The organism is Pseudomonas sp. fls2-241-R2A-110, assembly GCF_030209165.1.
In the GTDB taxonomy this organism is placed as follows: Bacteria; Pseudomonadota; Gammaproteobacteria; order Pseudomonadales; family Pseudomonadaceae; genus Aquipseudomonas.
In genome coordinates this window covers 57,837-72,395 of sequence record NZ_JARVSN010000030.1, presented here as the reverse complement: position 1 = coordinate 72,395, position 14,559 = coordinate 57,837, and the positions used below count along the sequence as shown (strand labels likewise).

General features: G+C 56.2%; 15 protein-coding genes and 2 pseudogenes. 8 read left to right on the top strand and 9 right to left on the bottom strand.

The window, feature by feature from the left end:
* The first annotated feature begins 9 nt into the window (after positions 1-9).
* The gene (locus QRN31_RS24720) at positions 10-1,128 is read left to right on the top strand and encodes an agmatine deiminase family protein (protein WP_285435118.1); all 1,119 of its coding nucleotides are present in this window, start codon (positions 10-12) and stop codon (positions 1,126-1,128) included.
* A 168-nt stretch (positions 1,129-1,296) separates the two neighbouring features.
* Complete coding sequence (locus QRN31_RS24715) at positions 1,297-1,878, top strand: eCIS core domain-containing protein (RefSeq protein ID WP_285435117.1); 582 nt, start codon at positions 1,297-1,299, stop codon at positions 1,876-1,878.
* An 82-nt stretch (positions 1,879-1,960) separates the two neighbouring features.
* Here QRN31_RS24715 and QRN31_RS24710 read toward each other — a convergent pair whose 3' ends face one another.
* Positions 1,961-2,848 carry a LysR family transcriptional regulator gene (locus tag QRN31_RS24710; RefSeq protein WP_285435116.1) on the bottom strand — a complete coding sequence of 296 codons (888 nt, stop codon included), beginning with the start codon at positions 2,846-2,848 and terminating at the stop codon, positions 1,961-1,963.
* Positions 2,849-2,984: 136 nt separating this feature from the next.
* Between QRN31_RS24710 and QRN31_RS24705 the strand changes: the two genes are divergently transcribed.
* The 5 genes and pseudogenes from QRN31_RS24705 (at position 2,985) to QRN31_RS24690 (ending at position 6,455) form a co-directional block, all read left to right on the top strand.
* Entirely contained in the window at positions 2,985-3,971 is a 987-nt protein-coding gene (locus QRN31_RS24705; RefSeq protein ID WP_285435114.1) for a zinc-binding dehydrogenase, read from the top strand.
* Positions 3,972-3,988: 17 nt separating this feature from the next.
* A complete protein-coding gene (locus QRN31_RS24700; protein ID WP_285435113.1) occupies positions 3,989-4,474 on the top strand; it encodes a YybH family protein in 486 nt (161 codons plus the stop codon).
* Between the two features lie 436 nt (positions 4,475-4,910).
* A pseudogene (locus tag QRN31_RS24695) lies at positions 4,911-5,432 on the top strand (PLP-dependent aminotransferase family protein); the annotation flags it as partial.
* 20 nt (positions 5,433-5,452) lie between these two features.
* Positions 5,453-5,587 (top strand): annotated as a pseudogene (locus QRN31_RS31465) (DUF6632 domain-containing protein); the annotation flags it as partial.
* Positions 5,588-5,756: 169 nt separating this feature from the next.
* Positions 5,757-6,455 carry an ion channel gene (locus QRN31_RS24690; RefSeq protein ID WP_285435112.1) on the top strand — a complete coding sequence of 233 codons (699 nt, stop codon included), beginning with the start codon at positions 5,757-5,759 and terminating at the stop codon, positions 6,453-6,455.
* 54 nt (positions 6,456-6,509) lie between these two features.
* On the opposite strand, the gene QRN31_RS24685 is transcribed toward QRN31_RS24690, so the two are convergent.
* The 6 genes from QRN31_RS24685 to QRN31_RS24660 form a co-directional block, all read right to left on the bottom strand.
* Positions 6,510-7,142, bottom strand: a complete 633-nt coding sequence (locus QRN31_RS24685) for a VOC family protein (protein WP_285435111.1) — start codon at positions 7,140-7,142, stop codon at positions 6,510-6,512.
* Positions 7,143-8,131: 989 nt separating this feature from the next.
* Positions 8,132-8,677, bottom strand: a complete 546-nt coding sequence (locus QRN31_RS24680; protein WP_285435109.1) for a DinB family protein — start codon at positions 8,675-8,677, stop codon at positions 8,132-8,134.
* A gap of 167 nt (positions 8,678-8,844) precedes the next feature.
* Positions 8,845-9,291: a GNAT family N-acetyltransferase gene (locus QRN31_RS24675; protein ID WP_285435108.1), complete on the bottom strand. Its 447-nt coding sequence runs from the start codon at positions 9,289-9,291 to the stop codon at positions 8,845-8,847.
* Positions 9,292-9,396: 105 nt separating this feature from the next.
* Entirely contained in the window at positions 9,397-10,248 is an 852-nt protein-coding gene (locus QRN31_RS24670) for a class I SAM-dependent methyltransferase (RefSeq protein ID WP_285435107.1), read from the bottom strand.
* 148 nt (positions 10,249-10,396) lie between these two features.
* Positions 10,397-11,755 (bottom strand): chromate efflux transporter, encoded by a 1,359-nt coding sequence (chrA, locus tag QRN31_RS24665; protein ID WP_285435106.1) that lies wholly within the window; start codon positions 11,753-11,755, stop codon positions 10,397-10,399.
* Complete coding sequence (locus QRN31_RS24660) at positions 11,748-12,692, bottom strand: chromate resistance protein ChrB domain-containing protein (RefSeq protein ID WP_285435105.1); 945 nt, start codon at positions 12,690-12,692, stop codon at positions 11,748-11,750. Before QRN31_RS24660 ends, chrA begins: the two co-directional genes overlap by 8 nt.
* A 268-nt stretch (positions 12,693-12,960) precedes the next feature.
* Here QRN31_RS24660 and QRN31_RS24655 point away from each other — a divergent pair, with 268 nt between their 5' ends.
* Positions 12,961-13,272, top strand: coding sequence for a hypothetical protein (locus QRN31_RS24655; protein WP_285435104.1), 312 nt, complete (start codon positions 12,961-12,963; stop codon positions 13,270-13,272).
* A gap of 182 nt (positions 13,273-13,454) precedes the next feature.
* Here the strand turns inward: QRN31_RS24655 and QRN31_RS24650 are convergent, their stop codons facing one another.
* Both QRN31_RS24650 and QRN31_RS24645 read right to left on the bottom strand, forming a co-directional pair.
* Positions 13,455-14,249 (bottom strand): glycosyltransferase, encoded by a 795-nt coding sequence (locus QRN31_RS24650; RefSeq protein ID WP_285435103.1) that lies wholly within the window; start codon positions 14,247-14,249, stop codon positions 13,455-13,457.
* 73 nt (positions 14,250-14,322) lie between these two features.
* The gene (locus tag QRN31_RS24645; protein WP_285435102.1) at positions 14,323-14,532 is read right to left on the bottom strand and encodes a co-regulatory protein PtrA N-terminal domain-containing protein; all 210 of its coding nucleotides are present in this window, start codon (positions 14,530-14,532) and stop codon (positions 14,323-14,325) included.
* Positions 14,533-14,559 lie beyond the last annotated feature (27 nt).

The following is a 14,559-nucleotide window of genomic DNA, read 5'->3' as shown; positions in this document are numbered from 1 at the left end:
GGTCAATACATGCCGACGCGTCGGGATTTCATCAAACAGGTAACCGCCATTGCCGGTCTCGGTGCCGCTGCTTCCATCGGCTTCAGCGTTGCGCCTGTGCAAGCAGCGACTCAGGGTCGCTGGTACATGCCGGATGAGGGCGACAGACACCAGCGGGCCTTCATCGCCTTTGGCGCACAGGAGGCTATCTGGGCCGATTTCACCGCCGACGTTCAAGCGGCCATCGGCCTGATCGCCCGCACTATCGCCCGCTATGAACCGGTCACTGTGTTCTGTCGCCAGCGCGAGCGCGCGCTGGCCGAAGAACATTGCGGCACGCGTAACATCAGCTACGTCAGCACCGAACTCGACGACATCTGGATGCGCGATATCGGCGCCAACTTTGTCATCGATGGGCAAGGGGGGCTCGGCGCCGTGGATTTCAACTTCAACGGTTGGGGCAACAAGCAGCAGCATGACAAGGACGCGCACCTGGCGGCCAAGGTGGGCGACTCGGCGGATGCCCGTTACCTGCGCAGCGAATTGGTGGGCGAGGGCGGTGGCATCGAAGTCGATGGTCACGGCACCGGGATCATGACCGAGAGCAGCTGGATCAACAGCAACCGCAACCCCGACTGGAGCAAGGCCGACGTCGAGGCCGAACTGAAAGACCGTCTGGGCTTGCGCAAAATCATCTGGTTGCCGGGCATCAAGGGCAAGGACATTACCGATGCCCATGTCGATTTTTACGCCCGCTTCGTCACGCCGGGCGTTGTCGTCGCCAACCTCGACACCGACCCCGCCTCATACGACCGTAAAGTGACGCTGGCGCATTTGGACATTCTTGAAAAAGCCACCGATGCCGACGGCCACACGCTGCAAGTGCACACGCTGTCGCCGCCGCTCAACCCACGCAAAAGCAAGTTCAACCGCAATAATCCGGATTTTGCAGCGGGCTACATCAACTACTTTTTGGTCAACGGTGCGGTGATTGCCCCCGAATTTGGAGACCGGGTGGCGGATGCAAAAGCGTTTGATCTGTTGTCGCAGCTTTACCCTGACCGTGAAGTGGTGCAGCTGAATATCGATGCCATCGCCGCGGGTGGCGGTGGGATTCACTGCGTGACCAGTCACCAGCCGGTGGCCTGATCGGGAGTGAAGCGAAGGCGCAATGCCTTCGCCCTTGCTGCCTATGACGAGGGGCGTTCCGGCCCATAGGGACATTGCGCTGGAGACTGATCTTGTAGGGCGGCTATGATCCATAGCGTCATCAATTGCGACCCACTGTGCGCGCAGCCTGCGTCCCTGGAGGGGCTCATGTCGCCCATCACCACGCGTCTGGCGCTGTTTATTCTTGGCCTGGCGCTTGTCGTGCCAGCCCACGCCAACGACTGTCCCGCTGGCGAGAAACAAGTGTGCCTGGACAGTTGCGTCTGCCTGCCAGACCTGAGCCCGCTGCTCGGCACCCTTTACCAGGTCGCAGCCCCGGCACTGGCGCAGTGGCTGACCCAAGCCCGCGCTGAAGCCGCCAGCGCCGACATCCAGCCCATCCCGCCGCACATCCGAGAGCAACTGCTGCGTTGGTACGACCCCGGCGTCCTTGATGCCGCGCGCTACAAAGTCAGCGATGCCAGCCAATTCACCGCCGCCACCGCGATGCTGCAAAACCCCGATGTCGGCGCTGTGACGCTGATCGACGTCATCCTCTTCCGGGACGCTCAAACCGCAGAACAGAACCTCGCCGTCTGGGCCCACGAACTCAAGCACGTGCAACAGTTTCAGGAATGGGGCGTCGACGGATTTGCCCAGCGCTATACCCAGGATTTCAACGCAGTGGAGGCGCCGGCTTATGCGATACAGGCGCAAGTCAGGCGGTGGGTGCGCGAAGGGGAACATTGAGGCAACGATTCAAAGCGAGGTCGCGATGGCGTTAGCCAAAGACGTCTTTCGACCGGTTGAATCCACAGCCAAAAGCAGCCCTTTACTCGGAAGTAGACGACACCTCTGCGAGGTATCCCATGTACTCCTGCGAGAAGTCCAGGTACGCCCGCACAATGGCAGATGGATGGCGATGTGAGGGGTAGAGCAGGTTGATTTGCTGTTCCGGTAGTGGATGTTCGGGAAGCAGCGCAAGTAACTTCCCTTCCCGGATGGCACTCGCCGCCAAAAATGGCGGAAGCTCCGTTACCACATCACCGATCAACGCCCGGCTGCGCAGGTGCGCATAGTCGTTGGTGGACAGCATCGCCTCAGGTTTGAATGCCACTCCCCCCAGCTGCCATGTCGCATTGGCACTCTGGCTCCAGACCGCACATGGATAACCGCAAAGAGCCTCGACGCTATTGAGGGCACCTAGCCGCTCAATCAATGCCGGACTGGCCACGAGAATGTGACGATAGGTCAGCATGCGGCGGGCGACCATAGTCTCGTGCGCGATCATGCCTACGCGCAGCGCCACATCGACACCATCTTCGATGAGATCGATGCGGCGCTCGGTGGTGTAGACGCTGACCTGGATCTGCGAATAGCGGCGTTGGAAAGCCGACAGCACCTCCCACCACGGTTCAAACGACGGTGGCAATGACAGCCGCAAGCGCCCTTTCAAATGCGCCTGATCACTGATCACGGCCTGTTCGCCTTCAATCATGGCCTCAATGCCACGGCTGGCATGTTCGTACAATCTCGTCCCCGAATCAGTGAGTTTGGTGCCACGTACAGAACGTTCGAGCAGTTGCACCTTCAACTGCTGTTCAAGCTCGCGAATGCGTCGACTCAAGGTGGGTAGCGGAATGTCCAGGCGCTCAGCTGCAGCCGAGAGGCTACCGGTCTGCGCCACGCTGACAAACATCCGGACGGCGTTGAAGTCCATTACAGCTTTCCTCTCATTTTTGAGATGAAGCTTATCTCTAGCGTGGATTATCTTCCATATACGAGTGGTGGATAGTGCACTCACTTGCTTGAAAACATCGTTTCAAGCAACTAGCCACGTACCTGAGGAAACCACCATGAAAGCTTATGTGATTGAACAACCGGGCGGCCCTGAAGTCCTGCAACTGCGAGATATCCCCTCACCCGAGCCAGCGCCGGACGAAGTGCAGATCCGCGTCCGTGCGTTTGGCCTCAACCGCGCAGAAACCTACCTGCGCGCTGGCAAAATGGGTGACATCACCACGCCACGCGTGCCCGGCATCGAGGCCGTGGGCGAAGTGATCCATGACCCCTCAGGTGTCTTGCGCACCGGCCAGCGCGTGGCCACGGCCATGGGTGGAATGCAGTTCAGCCGCAATGGCAGCTATGCCGAGCAGGTTACGGTACTGCGCAACAATGTGATCTCACTGGACGACACGTCTCTCTCGTGGGAAGAGCTTGCCACACTGCCGGAGGCGTATCTCACTGTTTGGGGGGCGCTTGACAAAAGTTTAGCGATTCAACAAGGCCAGACTTTGCTGGTGCGGGGAGGGACTTCATCGGTTGGCCTGGCCGCCATCGCCTATGCCAAGGCCCGCGGACTGACTGTGATCGCCACTACGCGCACCGCTGCGAACATCCAACGCCTTTACGAAGTTGGGGTTGATGAGGTGGTCGTCGACAACGGTGACATCGCTCAGCGTGTTCGCGAAATCACGCCTGCAGGGGTGGACGCCGCACTGGAAATCGTCGGAGCCATGACACTGCGCGACACGATCAAGACGCTGCGACCGTTCGGCGCGGTGAGCGTCATCGGGCTGCTCGGCGGCCCGCCGGTAGTGGAGAAATTCCACCTGATGCAGGATCTGCCTGGCGGAACGCGACTGAACTTCTTCCCGAGCGGCTTATTGGGAACACCAGCCTTGCCATTGCAGGACACGCCGTTGCCGTGGATCGCAAAGGAACTTGCAGCCAAGCGGATGCCTTCCATCCGCACCCAAACCTTCGCCTTCGACGAGGTCCGCCACGCGCACCGCTTGATGGAAAGCGATCGCGCGCTTGGCAAGCTTGTCGTCTTGCTCTGACATTAAGGAGTACTGCCATGCGTACCGCATTGATCGCGCTGGTTCTCGGCGCGTTTCTACTACCCATGACGGCTCAGGCCGCCAAGTCCGCCACCGAGAACTCGGTGAAGACTGCCGTCACCCAGCAACTCAACCGCTATGAAGCCGCACTGAACGCATCCGACGTCGACCGCGTCATGACCTTGTATGCAGACGATGCTGTGTTCATGCCACAGCACAGCCCGCCGGCTGTAGGCCGTGACGCAGTGCGCGCGGCGTATCGCCAGGTTTTCAACACAATCAAGCTCGATATACGTTTTACCATCGATGAGATCCGACCGATGTCACGCGACTGGGCGTTTGCGCGTACGCGCTCTAACGGAACGGCCAAGCCGCTGTCTGGCGACCGGCAGGCCAGCGCCGAAGGCAACCAGGAAATCTTCCTGCTGCACCGAGAAACCGATGGTCAATGGCGCTTTGCGCGCTATATTTTCTCGACCACCAATCCCCCCAGGTTGCAGTAAGTTGACTCAACTGTCACAGGCGAAATGGAAAATGTCGGTGGGAAACCACCGGCAGATCGAAAGTGGTTTGGATAAGCATAACGTGCAATAAGATTTGCCCGTTTTGGGTCGGCTATAGCCCTTCGCGACAGGCAGCTTTGGATCGGCTTCTGCCCTGCGTCACCGGTCGTTATCTACCGAACGTAACGATGTCGGAACCTTTAAGGTCCACCATCCCACCACTCAGCAGCCGCCTGCGAGCATTGCTAGGTCCAGTAATCGACCTGATGATGCCAGCCGCTCGACAGAAGTCGCTCAATCCCGGGCCATATTGATCCTGAAGGGCTGGTCGAGTACTCAGTGGTCTACACCGACCGCTCGCTCAACCACATGTCCCAGTCATTTCAAGGCGTGATGAAGAACATTTCCACGACCCTGAAACAGGTCTACAACGCCCTGCGCTTTGGTGATGCTCAGTGCTTTGGCGCTCGAGCGCATCGAACAGACGCATAGCAGCAGCTTTGCCTGCGACCTGAAAAAGTGGCTTCAGATCATGCAGGCCTACGAACAGGGCGGACATGCCTACCATGCGACCATGCCCAGCGATTCCCTCGCGCGATTTAACGAGGTGATGAAAGAGACGCAAGCCTACGGTTTCGAGAAGGTCCGCGACGAACAACAGGCTCTGGGCGATCGGGTGCGCGAAATGTTGACCGGCAAAGGCATCAAAAGCGTGGCCGCAGCCGGCTTTCAGGCCCCTGGCGTAGTGGTGAGCTACACCGATGATGCCGACATCAAGAACGGTAAGAAATTTGCCAACCATGGCCTACAGATCGCCGCCGGAGTGCCGTTGCAATGCGACGAGCCGGCCGACTTCCAGACCTTCCGCATCGGTTTGTTCGGACTCGAAAAGCTGCACAATATCGAGCGCACGGTCAGCACCCTCGAGCAGGCACTGGACGAGGTGATGGTTAACTAAGCCCCAAAGAGGAGCCCGCCATGACCGTAGTTGATCGCCTCAGGTATTTGCGCGTCGTTCTAGTTTTGGCTGGCCTCGCGTGCCTTGCTCTCTACCCACTTATGTTGTTCTGGCCGTCCGGCTGGGCCTGGCACGTCGGTCACTCGGACTACCCGAAGTGACCGGTTTGGGCTGTGGATTCAACCGGTCGATGCGACGCATTGGCTGAATCCTCTCACCTGTATTCCGAACTAGAATTTCACTGCCGTCTCTTCCAAGGCCCGGTCCGATATCAACCGCGCGGCGTCAGATCTCGAGCGTTATTTCAATCTCTGGGATACCGGTATGAACAATCCGCAAGATAAAGCCGAATCCGACGAAGATTTAGCTCAGATGGTCATAGGGCGAGGGCCCTGCACCTATCTATTGTTGCTCTTGCTGGGATTGATCCTCCTGTTTCCCTTTCTTGAACAAGGCCTATTTGCTCGCACGTTGCTCGGCATCCTGTTTTCAATCGTGCTGCTCGTGGGCGCTTTCGCCACCAGGCAGACTCGAATGGGGTTCATCCTCAAAACAGGGCTGGCGTTACTTGGGGTTGGCCTTCAATGGACGGCGTTGTGGGCTGAAAGCATCGCAATGCTTGACCTTGCCGGAATAGCTTATGCGGCGTCTCTTGCCGTCTCGTTCAGCGGAGTACTTCGCTATATTCTCAAGCGCGGGCCAATTACGGCCGACAAGCTGCATGGCGCGCTAGCGGGTTACATCATGCTGGCCTTCGTTTGGTTCTTCGTCTATGCCTTGGTCGAAGTATCCAGTCCTGGCTCATTCGGTCCTGGCCAACTCGACTTTGTGCAGCCCGGCACTTTCTTCAGACTGATCTATTTCAGCCTCACAACGCTGACGACCACCGGTTACGGTGATGTTCTCCCATTGACCAACCACGCCCGTTCACTGGTGATGGTCGAAGAGTTTTCAGGCGTCTTTTATGTGGGTGTTGTGATTGCGCGGCTTGCCGGTCTTTATCCGTCGAATCAGATGAAGTGACTGTCGATTGGCTGTACCACTTCTGGGCATCTGGATGGCGGCGCGATGTTTGCCCTATAAATTCCTCAGGCCACGTGGAGTTTCGATAGAGGAAACCAGGCGTGACGCCTCAATGCTTTCGCACCTGTGAAGTCGAACTGGCCCGGAAAAATTCATGGCGTCCAGCAACTGGCTAATCCTCTCTGGCGCCGGATGAAAGATATCGAGCATCTGCAATGAGCAGCCTTTTTCTTCAAGCATCGTTGCAGGGTGTACCGGCTGTCCCCATTGAATCAGGCTGGGGGCGGCCCCCTCCAAAGGCAGTTCGCCGTCCGCTAAAATTGTAATATCCCAGCACAATTCGCCTCGGCTCATCGGCTGCACCTGTCCGACGACCTCTGTGAACATCGGGCTAAGCGTTTTCAAGCTGTCGGCGTTAGCAACCCAATGGGCTAGCCGAGGAGGCACATTGTCTGGCAGCCCGTCCAGGCCAAACCACCGAGGCCGATTCACCGGCAGGGCCGCTGGGTTAATCGCGATCACTTCCAGATAGACATGTGTACCTAGCCGAAGCAGTTTGTTGTGGGTTCCCATAAGCGCATGGCAACCGCCTGGTTGAAGTTCCACACCCAGTCGCTGACTCACGAAGCGGTCACCCGCTTCCAGCGTAGGCGCCACGATGACTAAATGATCCATCGAAGTTTGCATAACGGCTCCCATCACACCGGTACGTTATCAAGCAAGGTACTGTCAGACTGAAATTGACCATTTGGCAATATGATTCTGATGTGGAAATTCAGGTGAGTGAGGCTTCGCTACCAAGCCCCATTATCAAAGACACAATGCTTGGATGCCCCGGTATCCGCGGTGTTGATGACAAACGCGACGGTAATTCCCTACGGTTTAAGGTTGTGGGTCGAACCACAAATTTTGCTGGAGCCGTTCACTTACGCCTCTGCTTGGAGAGAATAGCGGACGGTCATGAATATGCGCTTTGGGCTGTTCTCCGTCGGTTGTGACTGGCTGCTCCTGGCCGATTGCTGTCTGTCACTAGTCCTTAAAATAACCTGGTTATTTCATTCAAGATCCGATCCTGCGTTTCAACACTGGGTCTGTGGCGATAAGCCACTGCTAAAAATGCAACGCCTTCGTAGTCGCAGCGGATCGAAAAAGTCATCCCTTGACGAAACCCAAAAACGGACCTGTCTCCGGCATCAACAAAATATCTCGCTTTTGTAAGCGCTGATTGAGCGTGCTTCAGGCATTCAGCTTGACTAAGCGAGTGTTGTATCCAGCTGGTAGTGACACGTACAGAAGACGTCTCGCTATCATCGATCGGTGGTCGAGCAATGGCTGTGGCAGGTGTATTGATATTGTCGTTACTGGAACAAGCGGTAAGCCCCATTGAGATAACAGTCAGTAAAAAGCCAAAACGAAGTCTCGAATGCTTAAGTGAGTGTCGCATCGCGGGGCGTTCCTCTGACGATGTGCAATGAATAAGAAATGCCTAGTGCTGCCATTCTGCTCGTCTCTGGCGTAGAAACAGACGTTGTTAGCATAGCAGTGGAAAAGTGGCTTTCTGGCAGCCGATCTGCAAGGTCAGCTATTGGCCGTTAGACGTCACTCGGGATCGGCAACCAGCCCGGATGGCTGCGCTGTTTCGCCGACCAGATCACATGTGGCTGAGCTGGGCTTTTCTACTTTGCGCAGGGCTCGGATGGAATGAGGACGACCAGATCCGTATCACCTATGTCGACCCCCGTTTGTGAAAGCAAGGTAGTCACTTGTCCACGGTGATGCGTTTGATGATTGAAGAAATGCATGAGCAAACCATAAAAGTCCCTGTCAGCGGGTATTCCCTTCATGCTTGTGTAATTGAGGGTGTGATCTAGATCCGACTCTGCAATGGAGCAAGACCACTCGACAATTTTCTGATCGAGCCACTCTCGATGTGCCGAAAGTTCTCGGATATTCGAGAACAGCAACTGGTCGAGGCTTTTGAGCGTAGGAAGCTGCCGAATCGGTCCCAAAGCCAAGTAGTTCGCTGGGTGCTTGGCGAATCGCTTTAGCCAGACAGTGTCGCCGGCCACCAGATGGTTCAACGTTCCAAGAATTGAACCAAAGAATGCTTTCCTATCCACTGAGAGTTCTTCATCTGGCAGGCTTCTGGCTGCCTCATAAATCTTTGCGTTCATCCACTCGTTATAGGTCGCCATTAGGCGGATATGACGGGTTCGGCTCATCATGCTCATCCCTTCAATGAATACTTGATAAGCGATCCACGCTCATCTTGAAACCCAGTCTAGTGTTGGGCTTTGTTGTTTCGGGGGCAGCTAGGGGAGGGACCGTTCTTGCTGGGTGCTTGCATTTGGCTCGGCGAATGTCTTCATTTGGCCGATTGCTGCCTGAATCATGCGTCGCCAAGAAACAGGGTATGGGTGGCATGCTCATCATCTGATCGGTTGAAGCCGCAACGCCGATAGAAGGCGTCTCCTTCAGGTGTATCAGTAGAAAGGCGTACGATCCGAAAACGATAAGAGGCGAACTCGACAAGCGCATCAACCAACGCTTGTCCGACTTTTAGTCCTCTTGATGAAGCTGCAACGTATACCCGTCGAAGCCTTGCCGTATCGTGTTGAGCATACGGATCAACCGAGAGGCCTCCGATGCCTATCAGGCAATGGTCCCTATACGCTGCCATCAGACACTCGCCTGGTGCGTCGAATCGATTAGCCCCGGATTTCCATTCGGCAATCAGGCGGGTGAGAAACCTGAATCCTTCCCCGATGGCCTCTTTTTCCAGGCTCAGGATCTCTGGCGGAAGGTGCTCGATCCGTTGAATCTCAAGTCGTTTCATTCATCGTCCCTGACTTGGCGATTCCCGTTCCTGCGCTTTCAAAAGACCGCTACCAAGGACATCAACGCCCATGTAGCGGCCATCTTCAGGTGTGTAGGCCGCCGGTTATGGTTTTATCAAAAGTCCTTGTCCAGTAGGCAGGCTGGCAATCGCAATATCCCTTTTTGCGGCCCATTGATCCATCCCGTCCTTTTGCGGCTGATAGCCAAAGTAGGCGTAGTCATCCAGTAAAATGACCGCCCCCGACACCAGTCGATCCCACAGAAACTCAATGGTCGCCACTTCTGGCTGCACGCAATTCATGTCGATGTGCAAGTAAGCAATTTGTGTCGAGTCGATCTGGGACAGCGTTTCAGGAATGGAGCCTTGAATGATATTTACATTTGACCATTCCGAGAAGTTTGCTCTTACCGCATCAATGTTTGATGTGTACGTCCCGTCTTCAACCCACTTCTGGCTTTTACCAGAGACACCGCCGTCTTTCTCTTCATCAGATAAAAACCGGTCATCGATGCCCGAGTAAGTGTCCAGAAGATGGAACATCTTGCCGGTGCTGTCCCAGTCCAGGTCTTTCATGATCGCTGAACTTAGAAAGCCATAATTGACACCACATTCGACAAAATCACCTTGGCGTTTCGCTGCGGTCCGTGCGGCCCAAAGCCCTAGATGAACGCGCCAGTACCATTGATAGTCGGCGCCTGAGGCCTCCATGCCTCGGTCATACGCAGCGATATAACGTGGATCACTCATGAAGTCGTGATTGTGCACCGTCCTCAATCCATCCGAATGGAATTCTCCCTTTACTTTAGGAAGTAGCGGGTCTGTATTCGGTTTGTAAGGACGGCCTTCTCGAACCCCCCACGTCAAGTAGTGAACTGCAGGATCGATTCCTGCCAATCTAACGTCAGGGTGTAGATACAGGTATTGCTCAGCAGAAAAATCTATAGGCAAACTCATTCCATATCCTTGTTAGCCATTAAACAGCTCCATTCCGATGCGCGATGCAAGGGTAATCACCACTCAGCATCCAAAAATCGGCGCGCGGCGATACTACAGTAACGGCGCATCTCCCTCTATGCAGAGCACAAACTCCTTTATGGGTGCTCTAGCGCAGCAGATGCACGGCCAGGCCTGTGAGCGCACAGCCCATCAACACTTGGATGACGCCCCGCTTGAAGCGAAACAGGGCAATCGCGGCAGCAATCGCGATCAACGCTGAAGGCCAGTCGAGGCTGCCGTTGAAGCCCTTTGGCCAAAGCACGTGATAGCCGAAGAAGCACGCCAGATTGAGGATCACGCCAACCACTGCGGCGGTAATGGCGGTCAGTGGTGCAGTAAATTTGAGTTCGTTGTGGGTCGACTCCACCAGCGGGCCGCCCGCGAGGATGAACAGGAACGAAGGCAGGAAAGTGAACCATGTCACCAGCGAGGCGGCCACAGCCCCGGCCAGAAACACCTGGTCGGGCCCGAAAACCTGCGAGACATAGGCGCCGACAAAACCGACAAAGGCCACCACCATGATCAGTGGCCCCGGTGTGGTTTCGCCCAGCGCCAAACCGTCGATCATCTGTGTTGGGGTTAGCCAGCCATAGTGACCGACCGCGCCTTGGTAGACATACGGGAGCACCGCGTAGGCGCCACCAAAGGTCAGCAATGCCGCCTTGGTAAAGAACCATCCCATTTGGGTCAAGGTGCCTTCCCAACCAAAAACTGCGGTCAAAACGCCCATCGGCAATGCCCATAGCCCGACGGCGATCACTGCCAGCAGTGCCAGTTTTGACCAACTGAACCGGGCATGTTCCGGGGAGGGGGTGTCATCATCGATCAAGGCCGGACCGAAGGATTTTTTCGCAGCGCTATGGCCACCGGTTCTGAACTTCTCGGGCGCCAGGCGTCCGCCGACATAACCGATCAATGCAGCACCCAGCACAATCAACGGGAACGGAACATTGAACGCAAAAATGGCGGTGAATGACGCCGCCGCTATCACCCACAGCCAATTGTTTTTCAACGCCCGAGAGCCGATCCGATGGGCCGCCTGCACCACAATGGCCGTCACGGCGGGCTTGATCCCATAGAAGAGCCCGGCCACCACGGGTACTTCGCCGAACGCGATATACATCCACGACAGCGCGATCAGGATGAACAATGAGGGCAGGACAAACAGTGCCCCCGCAATCACGCCTCCCCAGGTTCGATGCATCAGCCAGCCAATGTACGTTGCCAACTGCTGGGCCTCCGGCCCGGGCAGCAACATGCAGTAGTTGAGGGCATGCAGGAATCGGCGCTCGGATATCCAGCGCCGCCGCTCTACCAACTCTTGGTGCATGATCGAAATTTGCCCCGCTGGCCCACCGAAGCTGATGAAGCCGAGCTTCAGCCAAAACCAGAACGCCTCACGCAAACTGACGGCTTGCGGCCTCGACAGCTCTTCTTCAACCATGGGTGCCACCACCTTATTCATCGAGTTGTTCCTCTTTCACAAACACGGCGAGCAGACCGTCGAAGATGGCGCTCGCAGCAGCCAGCAGATGGTCGTCATGGGGAATGGTTTCACGCAACCCTGCGAGCACGCGCTCGATGCCGGCAGCCTCCACCGGTTGAATGCCTCCGACATCGAGGTAATGCACCAAAGCCGCAATGCGGTCCAGGCCAGACGCTTGAAGCGCAAAACTGGCTTGCAACGTTTCGAAGCTCACGCGGTTGCCGACATGACTGAACGCCGCGTCATCGAAGTCGAACCCCACGGCATCGGCGGGGCAGTCCTGTGGAGTGTCCAGCCAGAGGATTTTAGCGCCAGGGTCAATGAAGCGGCGGATTAACCAGGCACAGGCAAGACGATCAACCCAAGGACGCTTGCGGGTTGCCCAAACACGTCCTTGGTAATCGTTACGGTCGAGCACCGTGATGGGTTGGTTGTGGCTGTGCGGTTCGTCTGAAGACAGGGCTCTGCTGACGGCAATCTCAAGCTCCTGCAAGACTGCATCAATCTGCTCTTTCGGTTTGCCGGGGAAGTAATCGATGTTGCTCAACTGCTCGTAGGTTTTGCGCAGTTTGCGAACCTGTTTCGTGATGGCCAATGCGTTTTCAGGATTGAGCTGCCCACGGCACTCTTCGATCTCTGCGCGTAGCTTGCTGTAGTCATCGCTACGGTCGAACAACTCGACAAAACGCTCCCCGTCAGGATCGACGACGGGCAGGATAAATGCGGTGCCATTGATCGCCAGGATGTCGCGCTCGACAGCGGCGAGGGTTTCACGACAGGCGTCGGTGTCCGGCAACAGATAGACACCATCACGCAGAACTGCCGCACCAGCAGCTCTCAACGCACGCCAGGCGCGCATGCGTTCGGTGGCATTGGCGGTGGGCAAGCCAAGAATCAGGGTTAGCCAATTGTTCATGTAGAGTTAGCTAGTCATTATGTAGAAACAACTACATTACTCTGGGTTTTGGGGATTGGAAAGTTGCCCTGTCGTCACTCAATACCACGAAGCTTTCACATTGATCCGACAGAGGCCAGACAATTGCGCGCCTACTCTGGCTGCTGCCTTGGGTTGGTATTGAGGAGGGCAAGTAAGGCAGTCCTGATAGCCGGGACTTGATGGGTACTGTTGACGTAATCGCAATAACCAAGAACGCACGCGCAACTCACTCAATCAGGGGTTACCTATGTCCATCGGAGCCGTATCCGCATCAAATCCAGTGACTATCAATGGGCAGAGTTCTACCCAAAGTCAGCCACAGGCGAAAGAAAGTCAGGCGACGGCCACTGCTTCCTCGGCCAGCAATGTTGCAGCCGCACTGAAAGAAGCTACCGAGACTGCCGCGCAAACCGCACAAGAGGCGGGGCATGGTGACCGTCAGGCACAGCGCTTGATGCAAAAGCACCAACATCAACCCGCTAGCACAGCAGCGCCAACGGCTGGTGTTGTGAATGGTAACGGGCAGATCACCGGCGAGCTCATCAACACTAAAGCGTAATCGCTCGGATGCACTGCAAAAGGCTGGCGAATCCTGTGCGAGCAGGGTTTTCCGGTTGCCTTCAAAGCACGGTAATACGCCATTTCTACTGCACTCTGGCCCAGAGTGTGTCTGTAGGCACCGGCGCAAGTTGTGGCCAACAGTCCAGGCTGCCTCGAACTTGCGCATGCGGTTCTATCCATTCACCAGACTCTCAGGGTTTTCCCTTGGGTCACCTGCTCGTACATACGGACCCTCCGGTGACTTCGCGCATAACCGCCCATCGCCGATACGGTGCCGCTTTGAATGTGATCCAGGTAACGGAAGATCTTTTGCGGTGAAATAAAACGTACCTGGTAGCCCAGGGCAGTCATTCGATCCTGCAGTTCATAGCCCGGATTACGTTTATCCATTTGAAAGTGAAAGCCGTGTTGCTTGATGAACGCCACGTTCCACAGCGTGCAAAAGCTCTTCAGGTGGACCTCTCGATACGGCTTGGGCGCCCTTGCCTGAACGCCGAGCGCCAGCAAACTCCGTCGGGTGTAGTGTTTGCAAAAACGTGAAGCCAGGCGCCAGGCCGAGCGAACGACACCCCGATCCAGTTGCTCCAGGCATCCGACGGCGGCCACGTCGCGGTGCTCCGTGCATTGGTCGAGCATCATGGCAAAGACTGCCGGATCGTAAATGAAGGTATCGGTGTGCAACAGAAACAGATAGTCGGTTTCAACCTGTGCCAAAGCGAGATCCAGAGCACGGCCATGGGCAATGTTTCCGGCTTCGGGGCCTGTGTGCTTGCGCTCGATCAGCTCAATCCAGTCCAGCGAGCGCAAGTACTCGCTGCTCGCATCGTCGGAGTGGTTATCCACCACAATCACCGGAACATTTGTCCCACGCAGAGCCTCCTGCAGAAGCGTGAGGCAGGTTCTGGTCAGATCAAGCGTTTTGTAGTTAACCAACACAATGCTGTAGTTGGCTGCCGCTGGAATTGGACGAGTCATAATCCGTGGAACCTCGATGATTTAACCGATATCGCGCTAGACCGTTCTTAACGGTGACGGGACGTACACAAGGTCAATTCGAGCGCGAGACGTCACTGGAGGAGGTGTTCTGGGTGCTGGCAGTGGCTGTAGCCGTGGCAGACCCTGACTGTTGAAGCGAGATCATGGCGGTCGCCCTTGCCGCTTCCATTTTGTCCATCACGGTATCGCCACCGCCCTCTGCCATTGCGGCGACGGAGGCGGTCATCAAGGTCACGATCAAAAGGGCTTTAAGGCTGTTCATGAGTGTTCTCCAGTAGTGAGTTGAGCC